Below are 17,151 nucleotides of genomic sequence, written 5' to 3' on the forward strand. Positions count from 1 at the left end.
AACAAGAAGAAATGAAAGGTATAAAATATAAATTCTTAGTATTAGCTCTTACATTAGGAGTGTTTACTTCTTGCACTGATTATTTAACAGAAGTAAATCCCAATGAGCAATCTTCAGATAATTATTGGAGAAATTTAAATGAAACGGGTTCTACCTTAATTGGGGCATACTCTGTTTTTATGGATCACAATGTATTGGGCTTGGTTGAAGAGGCCGCTCGTGCAGATTTTGGATGGCCAGGTTATGGACGCCCGGTAGCAAACCCTCGAGATATTGATTTGGCTTGGTATAATCAAACTTATAATAACAGTACTCAATATGTCGAAGATAAGTGGAATGCTTCTTATAAAGGAATATTTAGAGCAAACCAAGTAATTCTGGGTTTACAAGGTTTAGAGAGTGACTTTGGAGGTAACGAAAAGGAGTGGCATAGTCAAATGGCTCAAGCACGTTTTATAAGAGGTATTTTGCATTTTTGGTTATACAATAGCTATAACGGGGGATCTATAGTACTGCGTGATAAGGTAGCAAAAGATTATACCGAAATAGCTAAAGGCTTGTCTCCTGCAAGCGAAGTTCTTGCCTTTGTAAGAGAAGATTTAAAATTTGCCAAAGAAAATCTACTAACATTAGAAGATTATGAAGGGTCTGCCTCATTGGGTAGGGCTACTCCAGGGGCAGCAGCAACTGCATTAGGAATGAGTTATTTATATGAAGGAGATTACGTAAATGCTATTCCGGTATTTGACGAAGTAATAAATGATTACGGTTACCAATTGGCAGAACCCAAAGACATGTGGACTGCTACAGGGGAGTTTAATTCAGAATCTATTTTTGAAATTGTTTATTCTTTGGCACATCGTCCTGAGTTAGGTCAATGGGATGAACAGAGTTTACACAATCGTTTGGCACAAATGACAAACGGATACTCACTACCACCAGTTTGGTTACTGCATGCTTTTAGTAACGAAAAAATGGATGCAAAAGATGATCGTAATTATTATACAGATACTGAGGGAACTAGAAGGTTAAGAAATGTTCCGCTTCGTTGTTCGGCTAGTGTAACTGTTGTTAACGATGAGCAAACGCCATATTATATTACAGATAACGCCACAGAAAACGGTTTGTATGCCTGGAATGGATGGGGATTTGGAGGTAATAAAAAATACAAAAATCACGATACCAGAGAAGCTGGAGAAACAGGAGCTGAAGGTGAAAATTTGAATGCCTGGAGAAGTGGAAAAAATGTGGTTGTAATGCGCCTTTCAGAGGTAATTCTGATGCAAGCTGAATGCAGATTGTTAGAAGGTGGTGTAAGTAATTCAATTGCTTTAATTAATAAAGTTAGAGCAAGATGGGGCTTAATGCTTTTGGGTCCATCTAATGGCGATGCTTCACATTCGTATGATGAAGTAAGCTATGATCAAGAAACACTTATGGAGCGTTTAATGCATCACGAAAAACCTTTAGAAATGTATTTTGAGGGAAATCAATCAAGATGGATAGATTTGCGTAGATGGAATGAAACAGGAGAACGTTTCAAGGATTTAGCTAATAAAGTATACTATGCTATTAATTATGAGTATACAAAATTAGATGACGATGATAATGAGGTGGAGGCTATAAAAGAATACGCCTTAGTAGTTGATTATAAGCCATCAGGAGATTATAAAATAATTGATTATGAATATAAAAACCCGGCCTTAAATTTTAATGCTACTATTCACGATTGGTTTCCAATTCCTCAAGGCGAAATAAATAAGAATCCAGATATTTCTAAATAAGATAAGTTATGATGCGAAAAATTTATAAATATAGTTTATTGGCAACTATTCTGGGTTTGCTTGTTTTAACAGCATGCACAGATGAATATGAAGCGCCAAATAGTTTTTCAGATGTGTCGTGGGCACAAAGTTTTGAGCCAGGTAATACATGGCATGTGAATATTGATGAGTTTGTTGCCTTTATGGATTTATCTCAAGGTACCTTATCTCACGAGTGGAGTATTGAAGAAGGAAATCATTTTTTAGATAATGGTTTTGAGCAAGGAGATACCTTAGATTACTTTATCAATAAAGAGAAAGGATTAAGCACGAGTGATGCAACGGTTAATGTTCTCTTTAAGAATGCAGGTTTAAATAAAATACGTTTACACAACACATTTAGCGAGCCAGTTAAATATCAATATACGGTAAGAGATGAAGAGGGGAATAATGTTATTGTTCCGGTTCACTCTGTAGAGAAAGATGGTGCACATGTATTTGACACAACCTTTGTTGTGGATGTTTATGGAGAGTTTAAGGCTAAATACGCTGTAGTTTTTAAAACAGATACTATTTTAAAAATTACAGAAGAGGATTTGGTTGATATTAATGATACCGCTAATTGGAAGCAAGTAGAATTAGAGGCAGGTCAATCTTTAGAGTTAATAGATTTTACTACAGTAGGGCGTCCTTCTAAAAGAAACTGGGTGTTTGGTTCAGGGAATCCATCTGCAATAGAAGATTCTGCCGCAGTGGTTTCATTTTATAGTTTAGGAAGAAGTAAAGGTTTTGTTGATTATAGTCGTGCTTATCCACAACCAACAGCTTATAAACGTTTTGATATTCCATTGTGGATTAACGTATCCGCTTCAAATGAGCCTTTTGTAATTTCAGGTGATATTACTGAAAATATTGATGGAATAGTGAGCTTTAAGGTTACAGGTGAAGTTACAGAACTCATTAATGAAGAGTCAAACTTTACGGTGACTGTTAAAAACACAGGTACAGGTTTTGATGAAACAATTGATGTGGTTTCGGCAACAATAAATACCTCGGATGCAACAATAATTGACTTAAAGCTACAATCGCCAATTTATAATAACGATGAAGTTAGCGTAGCCTATGCAGGAGGTAATATAGTATCTATTGATCAACGTGTGTTATCTGCATTTACTGCACAACAGGCTATTACGTATCAAAAGCCAAGTTTGTTTTTAGATGATGCATGGGGTTTTGAAATTCCTTCAACAGCTCAAGATGGTGGAGCCGATAAATGGTGGTTCTGGCCAGGTTTCGCAAGGTCAGAAGATAAGGGATACTTAGGAAGTAATGCTTCATTAAAATTTGAGCATACAGCTGGTAGCAATATCTATGCTCGAGCAGAACGTTCAGGTTTAAGTGTGCCAGAAGGGCAGTATCTTTTTAGTTTTTATGCCTTTATAGAGGATGGTTCAGATATTGCTAATGTGGAGTTGAAAACAATTTGGGATAATGAGGCTTGGCAGCAAATAGGTATACCTTTAGATACTTACTCAACAGGTGAATGGGTATTAATTGAAAATGTGATTAATTTAGAAGGAGTGAGAAATAGCTTTAACTTCAGAGTTTTTGAAGGTACTAATCCAGGAGATATTACAATGTATATTGATGATGTAAGGTTATATCCACTTACGGTTAGAGAATAGGGTAATGTAATTACCTCCGGCGCATGCTGGAGGTATTGCGAATACGTCAATTTGAAATCAATTGCCTTTTTGTTTAAGCAAGAGGTTTCATTAATTACCAAAAAATCAAAACAGAAAAGATGAAGAAAATATTAATATTAAGTTTAGCCATTGTGGCTTTAGTATTAGCTAGTTGTGAGTCGGATATCTGGCCTGAATCAGAGATTACTAAAGTTCCGGTATATAAAGTAGTTGATATTGATGGAGATAATGCTCCTTACGAATTACAGGTTTATAAAACCAAACCTTTGTTGATACAATATCAAAATGAGGTAACAGCAGCGCCATTTGAAATGCTTAACTACCTTGATCAATCAAATGATTTGTATAGTATTCAATTTTCAGTAAAAGATAGTGTGAGTCATATTTATGTTTACGAAATTGAAGGTGTAAGTTTAGAAGAAACAATACGCTTGGAAGTAGATAAAGACTATAGTATTTATTCTGTATTTAACGCCGATAATGAAGTTCTTGATTCAGTCTCAATAACAGAATATTGGCCATCCTATACAAGGGTGGATAGTATAGTTGTTCCTGCCGAGGAGATAGAATTTAAAGCAGCAGCAGTAATAAGCTCTGAAGAAATTTACAATTAATTAGTTCACTCGAAATTATTATAGTGGAGGCATCCTAATTATAGGGTGCCTCTTTTATTATTCAATTTTAAACCTTATGGTATCAATATATTCAGTAGATGCGAATTGATATTTTAATTCGTATTCATATTCTTTTCTTACTAATCCATATCTAATTTGAATGATATAATTAGGAAGCATCATTCTATAATATTCATGATTTAAGTTACTTATAAGTTCATTAGAAATATACTTTTCGTTATCCTCCGGATAATAAACATCGAAAGAAACACTATCCTTTATAGATGAGGAAGTATATACTTCGCTTAATAATGACTTTCCTATTATAGATATGTTAGTGGCTATATCAGTTATAGTTATTCTACTTGTTAATTCCTCACAGCCAAGGCCTCCATGTTCCACAATACAATCAGAACTAATTATTCCATAGTTTGAAGTTTTAAACTGACCTATTATTCTAAAATTGTCAATATCGGCATATTTAATAGCCGTTCTTTTTATATAGTTTTCTTTGTTGCCGTCAATCTTGTATAATAATGCGGGGTAGTTTTCTAAATCATTTACTTCAAAGTACCCTGATAGCTTCTCAGAACAAACATGTGGGTCTTCAATTTCACATGCTATAAAAGAGAAGCAAAGTAAAAAAGAGAAAAACAAACCAATTATTTTTTGAGTCTTCATAACTAGGATTTATGGATGCTTAAAATGAAATATCAATTATTATTTAAAGAGTATGGTATAAATTTTAACACAATAAGAACACATATTCTAAGTATAAAGATAGTTGCACAAGTTTTACTTTACTAATTAGTGTTTGATTATTAGATTAATAGATCTTGTGGTATTATGAATGGCATTGATATATCTGTTGGAAGAAGATATTTTTATTGTAACTATGAGAAAAGCAATGTAGAACCCTCTATTACTTTTATATAAAGAGTTGATTAATATAATAATGGCTCTAATAAACGAATTATTAAAGCCATTTTGTTTTTAACCTATATCTTTATTAGAATGTTGCCATTTCAACAAGTTCAGGGCTATATACTGCTTGTAATTCAAAATGTGCATCAGCAATTATTTCATCGCCTACTTTGGCATATGCAATAAGCTTTACAGAATCATTCGGGAGTCGCTTATCAATTCTCCCTTCCAATGTTATATGTTCACCCGAAAATGCAAGTCGATATGCATTAATAATTACCTCCTTACATAGTATTTTAGTTAGGTGAGGATTATGGTATTTGAATAATGGCATACATAACTCTCCAAATAAACCGCCAATAATAGCAACGGGTAATGCTGGGAAATCCTTAAAATGACCCTCGCAGTCGCTGGGTTCAACTTTACCATAGGTTCCTATAATATTTTCATCTTTTATATTAATATTAGTAAGTTGTTTTCTATTAATATAAGGACTAGCAAGTACGTGTTTTTTATCACCTACTTTATGTTTTGAATATAACTTAGAAAATACAGGCTGACTAATTGCTTGATATTCTACAGTTCCGGCAAATAACAATTCATTTTCATCATCTCTAATCTCACCATAAATCCGAGCAGTTCTTTTTATTGTAATTAATGTTTTGGCCTTTAGGTGAAAGAATTTAGAGTAGTTAGTGCAATTGGATTTACGTTTTAAATTAGCGTGCGTTGCTAAATAGTAGTATTTTTCTTTGTGTCCAAAGCTCTTTGCTACTGCCATGGAGCCTAATATGGCAATATGTCTTCCAAACTCAGAACATCCCATTGAACCAGCTTCGAGTTCAAGTGAATATTCATTTTGTACTTTAGCACTTACTGTTTCGTTTGGACTGAATATAACATTTTTTAGAATGTTGTAGGGTTCTTCAACCATGATTAAATCATTCATAGTTTAATGGTTTTGATTAAAAATATACTTCTATTGGGCGGTAAAACTTATGAAAGGGGTTAAGGTTTTACACGTTTATACGCAAGTTAACTTATAAATTTTTAAAGAACAAGTAGTGTTTATGTTAGATTATTGGTGAGGGGTTTATCTCTACATGCTTCGTAAAGATTCTACTTGTATTGTGTTTTAGGGTGTATTGTGGTTGGTTAGGTTAGTTATTTTATTAAACATATTAAGTGTTAAGAGTACAACTATTAATTATTTCAGTGCATAAATTAGGATATAGACATCCTTTTTTATTCTATCGGTAAATAGATTTGCTTACAATAATTCAATTTCTATTAATTCGCAACTTAATTCGGTTCTTCCAATACCATCAACTTTAAATAGTGCATTAAAATACGTTTTCGTATTAGGTAGTTCTTTGTAAAAACTTTTTAGCCATGCTTTATTGGTGAAGTTTTTAACTGCTGCCATAACACCAATATCATTATTCCCCGCAAAATAGATGATATCTAGTCCTGAGTTACCCATTTTATTAAATGATACCATCACATGATCTTCGCGAGAGTTCTTTACGTGCATGTTTCTAATTTTTGATCCTGTTTTTTTTAGAATGATGTCTTTTCCATCGTAACTAAAAACTTTAGAATTGTTTAAAAACATCGTGCTAAAAAAATCCATTGTTCTGAACGGACCAATATAAACCACATTATTTCGGGTAATAATATCTGGCGATATTTCTGATTCCATTACCACCGATAGTTTTTTGTTATGGTTGGTAAACCATTGCGATAATCGAGCTGTGGAAACAGGTCCCATTTTGGTAACAAAGCTAAAAGGGGCTTTCGTTAAGCCTTCTCTATCCGGATTATCACTTTTTAATAAGTTATCAAAGTCCTTGTTTGAGTTTACCTCATTTAAATATTGAGTTGAGCGTTTTCCATTGGGAGTTTTTCCAATCACCATAAAATGATCGCCAACACAACACGATGTGGCTTCTTTATCAAAGAATGGAGTCCAACAATATGTTTCTTCAAAATATTTTTCTGTCTTAGGGTATATTAAAGCAATTAGGGCTATTGCTAACGCTATAATAATATAGTAAGGCAATTTCGTGTTTTTTGCCGAATTTGATTTTTCATTGGTATTTTGTTCCTCTATAGAGAGGTTGTATTGCCCCTTTTTTACAATAAATTTTATCTTGGCTTTAGCGCCATCGGTTCTATAGTATTCCTCAAGCTTCTTTCTTAAGTTATACATGTACACACGTACTTTTCCATCGTAGGATATTGAGTTATCCTTATCGCCAAATAATTCAATCTCAAGAATTGACTCTTTTACATGCACTTGTTTTAAATATGAATCGACTAAAAAGCTAAGAATGCGATAGTTTCTTTCAGAGTTTCCGAATATCGAACTTTGTTTTAGTTGAGCAAGTGCATCGTTAATATTTTTAATCTGGTCTTCTGAGAAATTCATGTGCAAGTATTTGATGTTCCAAATATAATCAGATTTACTTTTCTTACGAATATTTGAGTAAAAATGACCGATTAATTACACTAATAGATACACTCATATCTCGTAAGGGTACATTTTATAAGGCTTCTTGTTAAGTGCCTCATATGTAATAATTAGAACTCGTTAACTGACCGTTTTTAACGGGTTAAACAGCTCCATCTTAAATTGTCTATAGCTATATTTGATTGAATCATAAAAGATAAACCATTAATAAACATATGAAACACATTATTGTATTTGTATTCGCGTTACTAATTGTAGTAAATGCAACAGCAAAAAAGAAACCGAACAAGCCTAATATTATTTACATTTTGGCAGATGATATGGGCTTTGGAGATTTGAGTTGTAATGGACAAGAGAAATTTACTACGCCTAATCTTGATAAGTTAGCAGCCCAAGGAATGAGTTTTACAGAGCATTATACCGGTTCTGCAGTTTGTGCACCTTCGCGATCAACTTTAATGACAGGGCAACATACCGGTCATACACCAATACGAAACAATAAAGAGTTGGTGGGGCAAGAAGGCCAGTATCCGATGCCTGCATCGACTGTTACTGTTGCCGATGTATTAAAAAAAGCAGGTTACACCACAGGAGCATTTGGTAAGTGGGGTTTGGGTTTTATTGGCTCAGAAGGTGACGCCATAAACCAAGGTTTCGATTTGTTTTTTGGTTATAACTGTCAACGAATGGCACATCGTTATTATCCACCTTATTTATGGCGAAATGATGAAAAAGTTATGATGCCAGGTAATGATTGGACAAACACAGTGACTTATGCTCCTGATGTAATCCAGGAAGAGACATTAAAGTTTATTGAAGATAATAAGGATAACCCGTTTTATGCTTACGTTCCTTTAATTCAACCTCACGCAGAATTATTAGTGCCTAATGATTCTATATTGCAAAAATTCTTAGGTAAATATCCAGAAGACAAACCTTACGTAAAACACAATTACTTATCAGATTACGGTCCTGATATTGTAGTGCATAAATACTGTTCTCAAGAGTATCCAAGAGCAGTGTTTGCCTCAATGATTTATCGTTTAGATGTTTATGTTGGTCAGATAATGGCTAAAGTTGAGGAACTTGGCATAGCCGATAATACAATCATCATGTTTGCCAGTGATAATGGCCCGCACGATGCAGGTGGTGCAGATCCTGAGTACTTTAACAGTAATGGTCCGTATAAAGGTATTAAACGCGATTTATATGAAGGTGGAGTTCGTACTCCATTTTTGGTACGATGGCCCAATAAGATTAAGCCAGGTTCAACTTCAGATCATATTTCTGCTTTTTGGGATTTCTTACCAACCTGTGCTGAGATTGCTGGTGTAACAGTGGATAGTCAAATTGATGGTATTTCGTTTTTACCCACTTTAACTGGTAAAGGAAAACAAAAAGAACATGAATATTTGTACTGGGAGTTTTCTGTGAAATCTGGTCGCCAAGCAGTTCGCATGGGAAAATGGAAGGCTGTAATCTATGATATAGCCAATAAAAAGAAGCCGGGTAAACTAGAGCTTTACAATTTGGATGTTGATATTGCTGAGGAGAACAATGTAGTAAATCAGTATCCTGAAATTGCTGCTAAAATGCGCAGTATAATGAAAAAGGAACATACGCCAAGTGAGGTTTATCCAATGCAAATTATAGATTAATTATTGAGGGGGATTTTAGATATAAGTTTAAGAATGAGATATAAAATAGTATTCATGGCCATGCTAATGGTGTGGTCTGTTCAAGCGCAACGTGTTAGCTTTAATTCCGATTGGAAATTTAAATTAGGCGACCAAACTGGTGCTGATGTTGTGAGTTTTAATGATGCGGATTGGCGCATACTAAATGTTCCACACGATTGGAGTATTGAAGGGGAGTATAGTGAGGATGCGCCAATGGGAGGACAATGCGGTTATTTACCTGCTGGAATTGGCTGGTATCGTAAAACCATTACAGTTCCTAATTCGTGGAAAGGTAAACATGTAGAAATTGCCTTTGATGGTGTATTTATGAATAGTGAGGTGTGGGCTAATGGTCGTAAACTAGGTTTTCGTCCTTACGGATGGATTTCCTTTGCCTATGATATCTCGCCTGAAGTAGAAACGGGAAACACCATTACATTTGCCGTAAGAGTTGACAATGATAAGCAGCCATCAGCACGCTGGTATACTGGAAGTGGTATTTATGCAAATACATGGATTGATGTTCACAATACAGTTTATATCCCCAATAATGGTACTTATGTGCGCACCAATAAAAACACATTAAGTATTGATACCGAGATTAAGAATACTTTAGCTAAAGATTCTAAAGTAAAACTCAGCACTGTAATTCTTAACCCTGCCGGTGAGGAAGTGGCTCGTTTATCAGAAAATGGAAAAGCAAGTTCGCAAAATAGTACAAGAATTGCTCAGGTAATTGAGTTGAATGAAACCCAGCGCTGGTCAATTGAAACCCCAAATTTATATACTGCCGTTAGTAAATTAATTATTAATAAGGAAGTTGTTGATGTTAACGAAACTCGTTTTGGGTTTAGAGATATCGAATGGATTCCAGAAACGGGAATGTGGATTGATGGTGTAAATATTAAAATGCAAGGAATTTGTAATCATCAAGATGCAGGAGCTTTAGGAGCTGCTGTTCCAGATAAGATATTACGTTTTCGTATTCAGCAGCTGAAGGATATGGGCGTAAATACCATCCGTACAGCACATAATCCACAAACACCACAGTTTTACGATATGTGCGATGAAATGGGCATGCTAGTGATGGATGAGATTTTTGATGGTTGGATGAAAAAAGCTGCCAACGATTATGGAGCACATTCATTCGATGAGTGGTGGGAGCGTGATGTAACTGATTGGATTATTCGCGACCGTAATCATCCAAGTATTGTTATTTATAGTGTGGGTAACGAAACACGTGGCGAGGTTGGTGCCGATTTAGTTGCGCAATGTCATAAATATGATGATACACGACCTGTGACTTCCGGACATTCCAGCTCTGAATATATGGATGTGTTAGGTGTAAATGGGCACAGTGAAAAAATGGGCTGGTTTGAAGAAATGGAACGCGACCGTGTTTTCATCGGAACAGAAAATACCCATACTTGGCAGGTTCGTGGTTATTACCGTACACGAACATGGTATCGAGATGGTTATCCTAATAAACGTCAAAAACCATATTGGTATCCCGATTTAACGGAAGAAGAAGTGTTTACTTACGATTGGACTAATGCTGCGGGTAAAAAGAACTTTAAGCAGATTTTTAATTCGAGCTATGATAATGCAATGGTGCGATTAAACTCTCGCCAAAATATGCAGCAGTTGCGAGATATTCCAAATTATGCAGGTTCGTTTCGTTGGACTGGTCATGATTACATTGGCGAGGCAAGTTATGTGCATGGGGGGTGGCCTTTCAAATCATTCATGGGTGGAGCTATTGATATGGCGAATTTTGAAAAGGATTTGTACTATTTGTACCAAAGTCAGTGGACTACAAAACCAATGGTGCATATTCTTCCACATTGGACGCACCCAACGGTAAAAGAGGGCACTGAAATTCCTGTTTGGATATACTCCAATTGCGATGAAGTAGAACTGTTTTTAAATGGTCAGTCATTAGGAAAGATGAAACCAGGCCTAAATTGGGACGAAATGCAATGTCAGTATATGGTTCCTTATACTCCCGGAGAACTAAAAGTATTCGCATATAAAGGTGGTAAGTTGGTTGCCAATAAAATGATTCATACGGCAAATGCTCCGTCAAAAATAAGTTTATCCATTGATGGAGAACCTATGTCTAAATTAGGTGATGATATGGTTCAGGTGCGAGTTACAACCACCGATGCTAATGGTGAGTTTTATCCATACGGAGAAAATAGAACTTACTTTAAAGTATTAGGACCTGGTAAAATTAGAGCTTTAGATAACGGAAGTCCGATAGATGTAGAAAAGCATTTTGAAGCGACTAATCGCATCGCCTTCTTTGGTTTAACACGCGCATATATTGAGTCTGTTGGCGATGGAGATGTTGCTTTATTTGCAGCATCAATATTAGGAGAAAAAAAGCAAGTAAGTTCAAATATGGTGAGTATCGATACACAACTTATCAACTTGCGAGGTAAAAAGCCATCCACTTACGTGGAGATTTTTTATACTACCGATGGAAGTACTCCAAGCAAGAAATCACAAGCTTATACATCGCCTTTTGAGGTAGCTTTAGGAACCACAGTTAAAGCCTTAATAATAGTAAATGGCGAAGCCTTAGAAATTTTAGAAGAACGATTTGCTATGGATGAAGGTTTTGTTTGGGATTCAGTGGCATCGGCCCAAAACCCGGGTGGCGATCAAGCTGAGGATGCAACTTATTATATGGCAACTCTCGATACCGCAGGTAAAGGATATAACGGAAAAGGTTATTTGTACTTTACACGTAACAAAGGAAGTTGGGTTGAGTGGTATCAGGAGAATGATGGAAGCCACGGAGAATTCAAACTTAAAATACGTTACAGCGCTTCTGATAAAATTAGAGATACCTACAAAGTAGAATTAAAGGTGAATGAGCAGGTGCAAACAATAGAATTACCAGCCACTAAAATCTACAAAAAAGCTTGGGAGGTATATCAAGTAAATGTACAAATGCAAAGTGGTGCCAACACCATTCGTTTGAAAGCATTAGAAGACGACGGACTTTGTATTGATGAATTAGTAGTAGAATAAATCCGATAATGAATAGTTATATGAAGAAAATAAAATGGAGTGCAGCAATCTTAATGGGTTTAGGTCTGTTTGCATCATGCGTATCTAAACCTACTCAAAAGAAAGTAGAACAGAAACCAAATATCATATACTTTTTAGTTGATGATATGGGTTATGGCGATTTAGGTTGCTATGGTCAAACAAAGTTTGAAACCCCCAATTTAGATCAGTTAGCTGCTGAAGGAATTAAATTTACGCAGCATTATTGTGGTACTGCAGTTTGTGCTCCATCGCGCTCATCATTATTAACAGGGCAGCACACCGGACATACCTACATTAGAGGAAATAAAGAGTTGCATAATGAAGCCGGTGATGCCATAGAAGGGCAAGCTCCTCTTACCGCAGAAAATATAACCATTGCTGAAGTTTTAAAATCAGCAGGTTACACAACGGGTTGTTTTGGTAAATGGGGATTAGGAGTACCAGGAAGTGAAGGCGATCCTTTAAACCAGGGGTTTGATGAATTTTTAGGAGCTAACTGTCAGCGTATGGCACATTCATTTTATCCACCTTACCTTTGGCATAATGATGAAAAATTGATGCTCGAAGGTAACGATTGGACACAAAAGAAAACCTATGCTGCTGATGTTATGCAAAATGGCGCATTAAACTTTATCAAAGAAAATAAGGATAAACCATTTTTTGCTTACGTGGCCTGCACTTTACCACATGCTGAATTAATATCTCCTAAAGATTCTATTTGGGCGATGTTTGATGGTAAGTATGCCGATGATGAAGTTCCTTACGACCTGAGTACAAATCCGAATTACACAATGGATTATGGACCAGGAAAAGCAGAGGCATACTGGAAATATTGTTCGCAAGAACAGCCTTTGGCAACCTATGCATCAATGGTATATCGCATGGATGCCTATATGGGACAGATTATGGAGCAACTTGAGAATTTGGGTATTGACGATAATACAATCATCATGTTTGCGAGCGATAATGGCCCGCATACCGAAGGGGGCGCTGTACCAGCATTCTTCAATAGTTATGGCCCGCTACGTGGCGTGAAACGCGATTTATATGAAGGAGGCATTCGTACAGCATTTATTACACGTTGGCCTGCAAAAATACCTGCAGGCTCTGTATCCGATCATATTTCTGCCTTTTGGGATGTAATGCCAACATTAGCTGATGCTGCTGGTATTGAGCTAGAAGCTGAAGGAGATGGAATTTCATTTTTACCAACATTATTAGGTAATACAGATCAGCAAAAAAAGCACGATCATATGTATTGGGAATTGAATGTTGCAGGCGGAAGAGTTGCAGCGCGTTGGAATAATTGGAAAGGTGTAGTATATAAAGTAGAGAAGGCTAAGAATCCAACCTTCGAATTATATGATTTATCTACCGATTTAGGCGAAACAAACAACGTAGCAGCCAATCATCCTGATGTGGTAAAACATTTAAAAGAAATTATTATGAAAGAACATATGCATTCTGAATTATTTCCATTTGAAGTGGCTCGCATAAATAATAATTAATAGTCTGTTTTTTTGTATTAAACACTGATTTTAAGGGCATCCAATAGGGTGCCCTTTTTGTATGTATCCATACGAACTTTTGCTTAATCCCTAAACACACAATAAATTATAATAATTAGCTTTTTTGTAAGCAAATTATAATATATCACACATGAAAAAAATCTACACTTTAATTATTTTTTCACTTTGCTTAAGTGGAATCTGGGCACAGGATGAGGCCGACTTTTATACAGATTATATTGATTTAGCAGTATCAAAAAATCTGGTAACGGATTATGGAGCTAATGGAAACGATGAACTTGACGACAGCCAAGCTTTAAAAACTGCCATTTCAGAATTAACACAACTCGAAAACGGCGGAAGAATATACATACCAGCAGGTACCTATTACCTCACAAAAATTTATTTAGATAATAATATCCATATCGAAATTGATAAAGATGCTATTATTAAACCTACTCAAGATGAGTGGGTGGGAGTAGACCCTGATGAATATAAAAACTACACCATCTTTTATTTTACTTACAAAAATTACGATTTTAAAAATGCAAGTATCAGATGTAAACAGGCTGACGAAAAATATACTGTTGATTTGCGCGATGCTTTAAATACAAGGGTGCGTGTATTTCAACTAAACAGCGTAGATAATTTTTATATTGCTGATGTTAATATTTACGATAAATTAACCCGATTTTCTTCAATAACAACTGGTACTGAGGTGCACAACGGAATGCCTGATAATTGGTATTCATCGCGCAATGGCATAGTAAAAGATATTAATGTGTATGGAGCTGCCTATGGTTATGGCTTGGTTCAGTCGCAAGCTCTTAATAATACTTTATTTAAAAACTTATGGGGCGAAGGCGGTGTAACCTTGCGTTTAGAAACGGGTTATTCTCAAATGAATATTCAACAAATTGGTGGCAATTTTAATATTGTTGCTGATAATATTTATTGTGAAAATGGGAATGCATCGCTAATGGTATCTCCTCACGAAACACATAATGGTATAGTTTCGGCTTCAAATATCGAATCGGTAAATTGTGGTTTTGCTGTTCGTATGTCATCTGGTTATACGCGTTATGATACTATTGATGTAGGACCAGGAAAGTACGAAGATGTTTATATCGAAAATGTAAAAGCAAGCTATGGTTCTACAGCTCAAGTAAAATCTAAGCACTTTAAATACATGCCTTGCGAGTTACGTGGTTTAATAAATGAGGACATAGGCCCCGATGGCGAAAGTTATATAGCTCCTGCTATCTCTTGTGTTGTAAATACTGCGTCTGATATAGTAGAAGGGCAGTTGACCTATCCTAACGAAATTGTTAATACCGAATCAATTGGTTTCGAGTATCAATCAAAGGATATTGTTACTGGCGAAGATGTTGAAGAAGGGTGTCCGGATACTTATTACATTACCTACAATGCCGATGGTGGATCACATACAAATCCACCAAGTTATAATTCTGCTGATGATGACTTGGTTTTATTAAATGCCGAAAAGCACGGGTATATTTTTAAAGGCTGGTACGATAATGCGAACTTTACCGATGACCAAATTACTGTAATTGAACATGGCTCGGCAGGAGATTTTAACCTATGGGCTAAATTTACAATCGGAACAGCTGTTGATGATATAGATTCCCAAGTTACTTCAGTATATCCTAATCCGTTTAACGATAAAATCAATATCGAGTTAGAAGCGCAACATGGCTATAATCACCTACAATTAATTAGTATTTCAGGTAAAATAGTAAGTCAGCAGCCTATTGCAGCCAACCAAACTAAAGTATCGTTTATTCTAAATAATAATTCAATTACCAGCGGAATATACTTTATTAAGTTTATAGGTAATCACACTACTTTCACAACACAAGTAGTGAAACAATAACAGCATTAATAAAAATAACAAAGGGCGAAAGGAAGTTAATCCAATCGCCCTTTTTGCTCCTATATTATAGGTTATTTCTTTTTCTTCTTTCTTAAGTTAATAACCGTTCCATCCTTAGGCTGAGCACCTTCTTCTAAACGGTTTAGCTTGTAAATAGATTTCAGTTTAATACCATACTTTTGCGAAATATATTCTAATGTTTCGCCATTTTTTAATTTATGCGTACTATGCGATTGGTGGGCTTTGCGCTTCTTCGGACTTAAATAAAGGTACTTATGATCCTGTATAGATTCCCCTTTACTTAAATCATTGTAACTATAAATTTCCCACTCCTTAAGTCCAAACTCGTTGCAAATATCAATAAAGCTATCACCATCCTTAACCCTAATATACCTTACGCCATTGTTACGCTCAATAGTATGGTTGTTAAAAGCATCCACTGTAAAGTTATCCGTATTTGAACCGCCAGAACTAGTAGCTTTCGCTTTGTATTTTTTATCATCGAGTTTATGTAAATTATAATCCTCAATAATTTTAATTAATCGGTGCGCATACTTAGGGTCAGTTGCGTATCCGGCCTTTTTTAAACCGTGCGCCCAACCTTTATAGTCGGTAGTCTTTAAAGTAAATAAAGAGGCATAGCGTTGCTTTCCTGTTAAAAATTCCGAGTGATCAATGTACGAATCGTATACTTTAGCATACTTTCTAAAGCACTCTCCTTTGGCATCATCATCATGATACACTTTTTTGCCCTTCCAATCACTGTGGCACTTAATTCCAAAGTGGTTGTTCGATTTTCGTGCTAAAGTAGAATTACCGTTGCCCGATTCTAATATCCCCTGAGCCATAGTAATACTTGCCGGAATCCCCGTTCTTTTCATTTCTTTAACCGCCAAGTCCGAGTACTTTTTTATGTAATCAGGCGTGCTGTATCTCTCCTGCGCCGCAGATAAATTACAAAGCAATGTGCCAACAAAAAGTAAAATTGAAAACCGAATTTTATGCTGCATTAATTTTCTGTTTTAGCGTTTGTTTCCTTATTTCTATTGCAATAACGTTAACAAACTAATATTAATTATGTGAGTGCAGCAAATATAAAAAAAGATTCAGTTTTATGGTTCTCATTTTAAAAAGCCATTCACATTATATTTAAAGCCATTAAAATATGGGGCTTACCCTGCGGGTCGCGTCATCCGCTATATCTTTGTATCGCCAAACAGGGCTCACAAAGGATGCCGCTGCTACCGCTAAGCCAGCCGGGTTCGAGTTGATGCCCTAACTCGAAACTTCTTATTTATATCAATCATTTGATGATTTTTTTGCTATAATTATCCAATCTCATGTCAATAAAGTTAATCTCACACTAGAAATCATCAATCTCACACATGAGATTGCAAATATAGTGTGTGAGATTAACCATACTACCTGTGAGATAGATATAAACTATCGTGAGATTAGCTACCCGATACGTGAGATCGACTTTGGGAGCGTGAGATTTACCATTTCTTGCGTGAGATTGGGTTCCCTTTG

Annotated in this window: 11 protein-coding genes; 7 read left to right on the forward strand and 4 right to left on the reverse strand. The window is 35.7% G+C overall.

Features of this window, described 5'->3' with window-relative positions; genetic code table 11:
• Positions 1 to 11: 11 nt before the first annotated feature.
• The 3 genes from A8B35_RS01480 (at position 12) to A8B35_RS01490 (ending at position 4,083) form a co-directional block, all read left to right on the forward strand.
• On the forward strand, positions 12 to 1,784 hold the full coding sequence (locus A8B35_RS01480; protein WP_068471534.1) for a RagB/SusD family nutrient uptake outer membrane protein: 1,773 nt from the start codon (positions 12 to 14) through the stop codon (positions 1,782 to 1,784).
• Between the two features lie 8 nt (positions 1,785 to 1,792).
• Positions 1,793 to 3,448 carry a hypothetical protein gene (locus tag A8B35_RS01485; protein ID WP_068471535.1) on the forward strand — a complete coding sequence of 552 codons (1,656 nt, stop codon included), beginning with the start codon at positions 1,793 to 1,795 and terminating at the stop codon, positions 3,446 to 3,448.
• A gap of 119 nt (positions 3,449 to 3,567) precedes the next feature.
• Positions 3,568 to 4,083 carry a hypothetical protein gene (locus tag A8B35_RS01490; RefSeq protein ID WP_068471536.1) on the forward strand — a complete coding sequence of 172 codons (516 nt, stop codon included), beginning with the start codon at positions 3,568 to 3,570 and terminating at the stop codon, positions 4,081 to 4,083.
• Positions 4,084 to 4,140: 57 nt separating this feature from the next.
• Here the strand turns inward: A8B35_RS01490 and A8B35_RS01495 are convergent, their stop codons facing one another.
• From A8B35_RS01495 to A8B35_RS01505, 3 genes are all read right to left on the reverse strand, one after another.
• Positions 4,141 to 4,764: a hypothetical protein gene (locus A8B35_RS01495; protein WP_068471537.1), complete on the reverse strand. Its 624-nt coding sequence runs from the start codon at positions 4,762 to 4,764 to the stop codon at positions 4,141 to 4,143.
• A 328-nt stretch (positions 4,765 to 5,092) separates the two neighbouring features.
• Positions 5,093 to 5,956, reverse strand: coding sequence for a hypothetical protein (locus tag A8B35_RS01500; RefSeq protein WP_068471538.1), 864 nt, complete (start codon positions 5,954 to 5,956; stop codon positions 5,093 to 5,095).
• A gap of 321 nt (positions 5,957 to 6,277) precedes the next feature.
• On the reverse strand, positions 6,278 to 7,438 hold the full coding sequence (locus A8B35_RS01505) for a helix-turn-helix domain-containing protein (protein WP_068471539.1): 1,161 nt from the start codon (positions 7,436 to 7,438) through the stop codon (positions 6,278 to 6,280).
• 257 nt (positions 7,439 to 7,695) lie between these two features.
• Here A8B35_RS01505 and A8B35_RS01510 point away from each other — a divergent pair, with 257 nt between their 5' ends.
• The 4 genes from A8B35_RS01510 (at position 7,696) to A8B35_RS01525 (ending at position 15,621) form a co-directional block, all read left to right on the forward strand.
• Entirely contained in the window at positions 7,696 to 9,138 is a 1,443-nt protein-coding gene (locus A8B35_RS01510) for an arylsulfatase (RefSeq protein WP_068471540.1), read from the forward strand.
• A 33-nt stretch (positions 9,139 to 9,171) separates the two neighbouring features.
• Positions 9,172 to 12,198, forward strand: coding sequence for a glycoside hydrolase family 2 TIM barrel-domain containing protein (locus A8B35_RS01515; protein WP_068471541.1), 3,027 nt, complete (start codon positions 9,172 to 9,174; stop codon positions 12,196 to 12,198).
• A 20-nt stretch (positions 12,199 to 12,218) separates the two neighbouring features.
• The gene (locus A8B35_RS01520) at positions 12,219 to 13,727 is read left to right on the forward strand and encodes an arylsulfatase (protein WP_068471683.1); all 1,509 of its coding nucleotides are present in this window, start codon (positions 12,219 to 12,221) and stop codon (positions 13,725 to 13,727) included.
• 151 nt (positions 13,728 to 13,878) lie between these two features.
• A complete protein-coding gene (locus A8B35_RS01525) occupies positions 13,879 to 15,621 on the forward strand; it encodes a T9SS type A sorting domain-containing protein (RefSeq protein WP_068471542.1) in 1,743 nt (580 codons plus the stop codon).
• A 71-nt stretch (positions 15,622 to 15,692) separates the two neighbouring features.
• On the opposite strand, the gene A8B35_RS01530 is transcribed toward A8B35_RS01525, so the two are convergent.
• Positions 15,693 to 16,631: a glucosaminidase domain-containing protein gene (locus tag A8B35_RS01530; protein ID WP_068471543.1), complete on the reverse strand. Its 939-nt coding sequence runs from the start codon at positions 16,629 to 16,631 to the stop codon at positions 15,693 to 15,695.
• Positions 16,632 to 17,151: the final 520 nt, after the last annotated feature.

The sequence above is a fragment of the Saccharicrinis aurantiacus genome (assembly GCF_001660705.2).
Taxonomy (GTDB): Bacteria; Bacteroidota; Bacteroidia; order Bacteroidales; family Marinilabiliaceae; genus Saccharicrinis; species Saccharicrinis aurantiacus.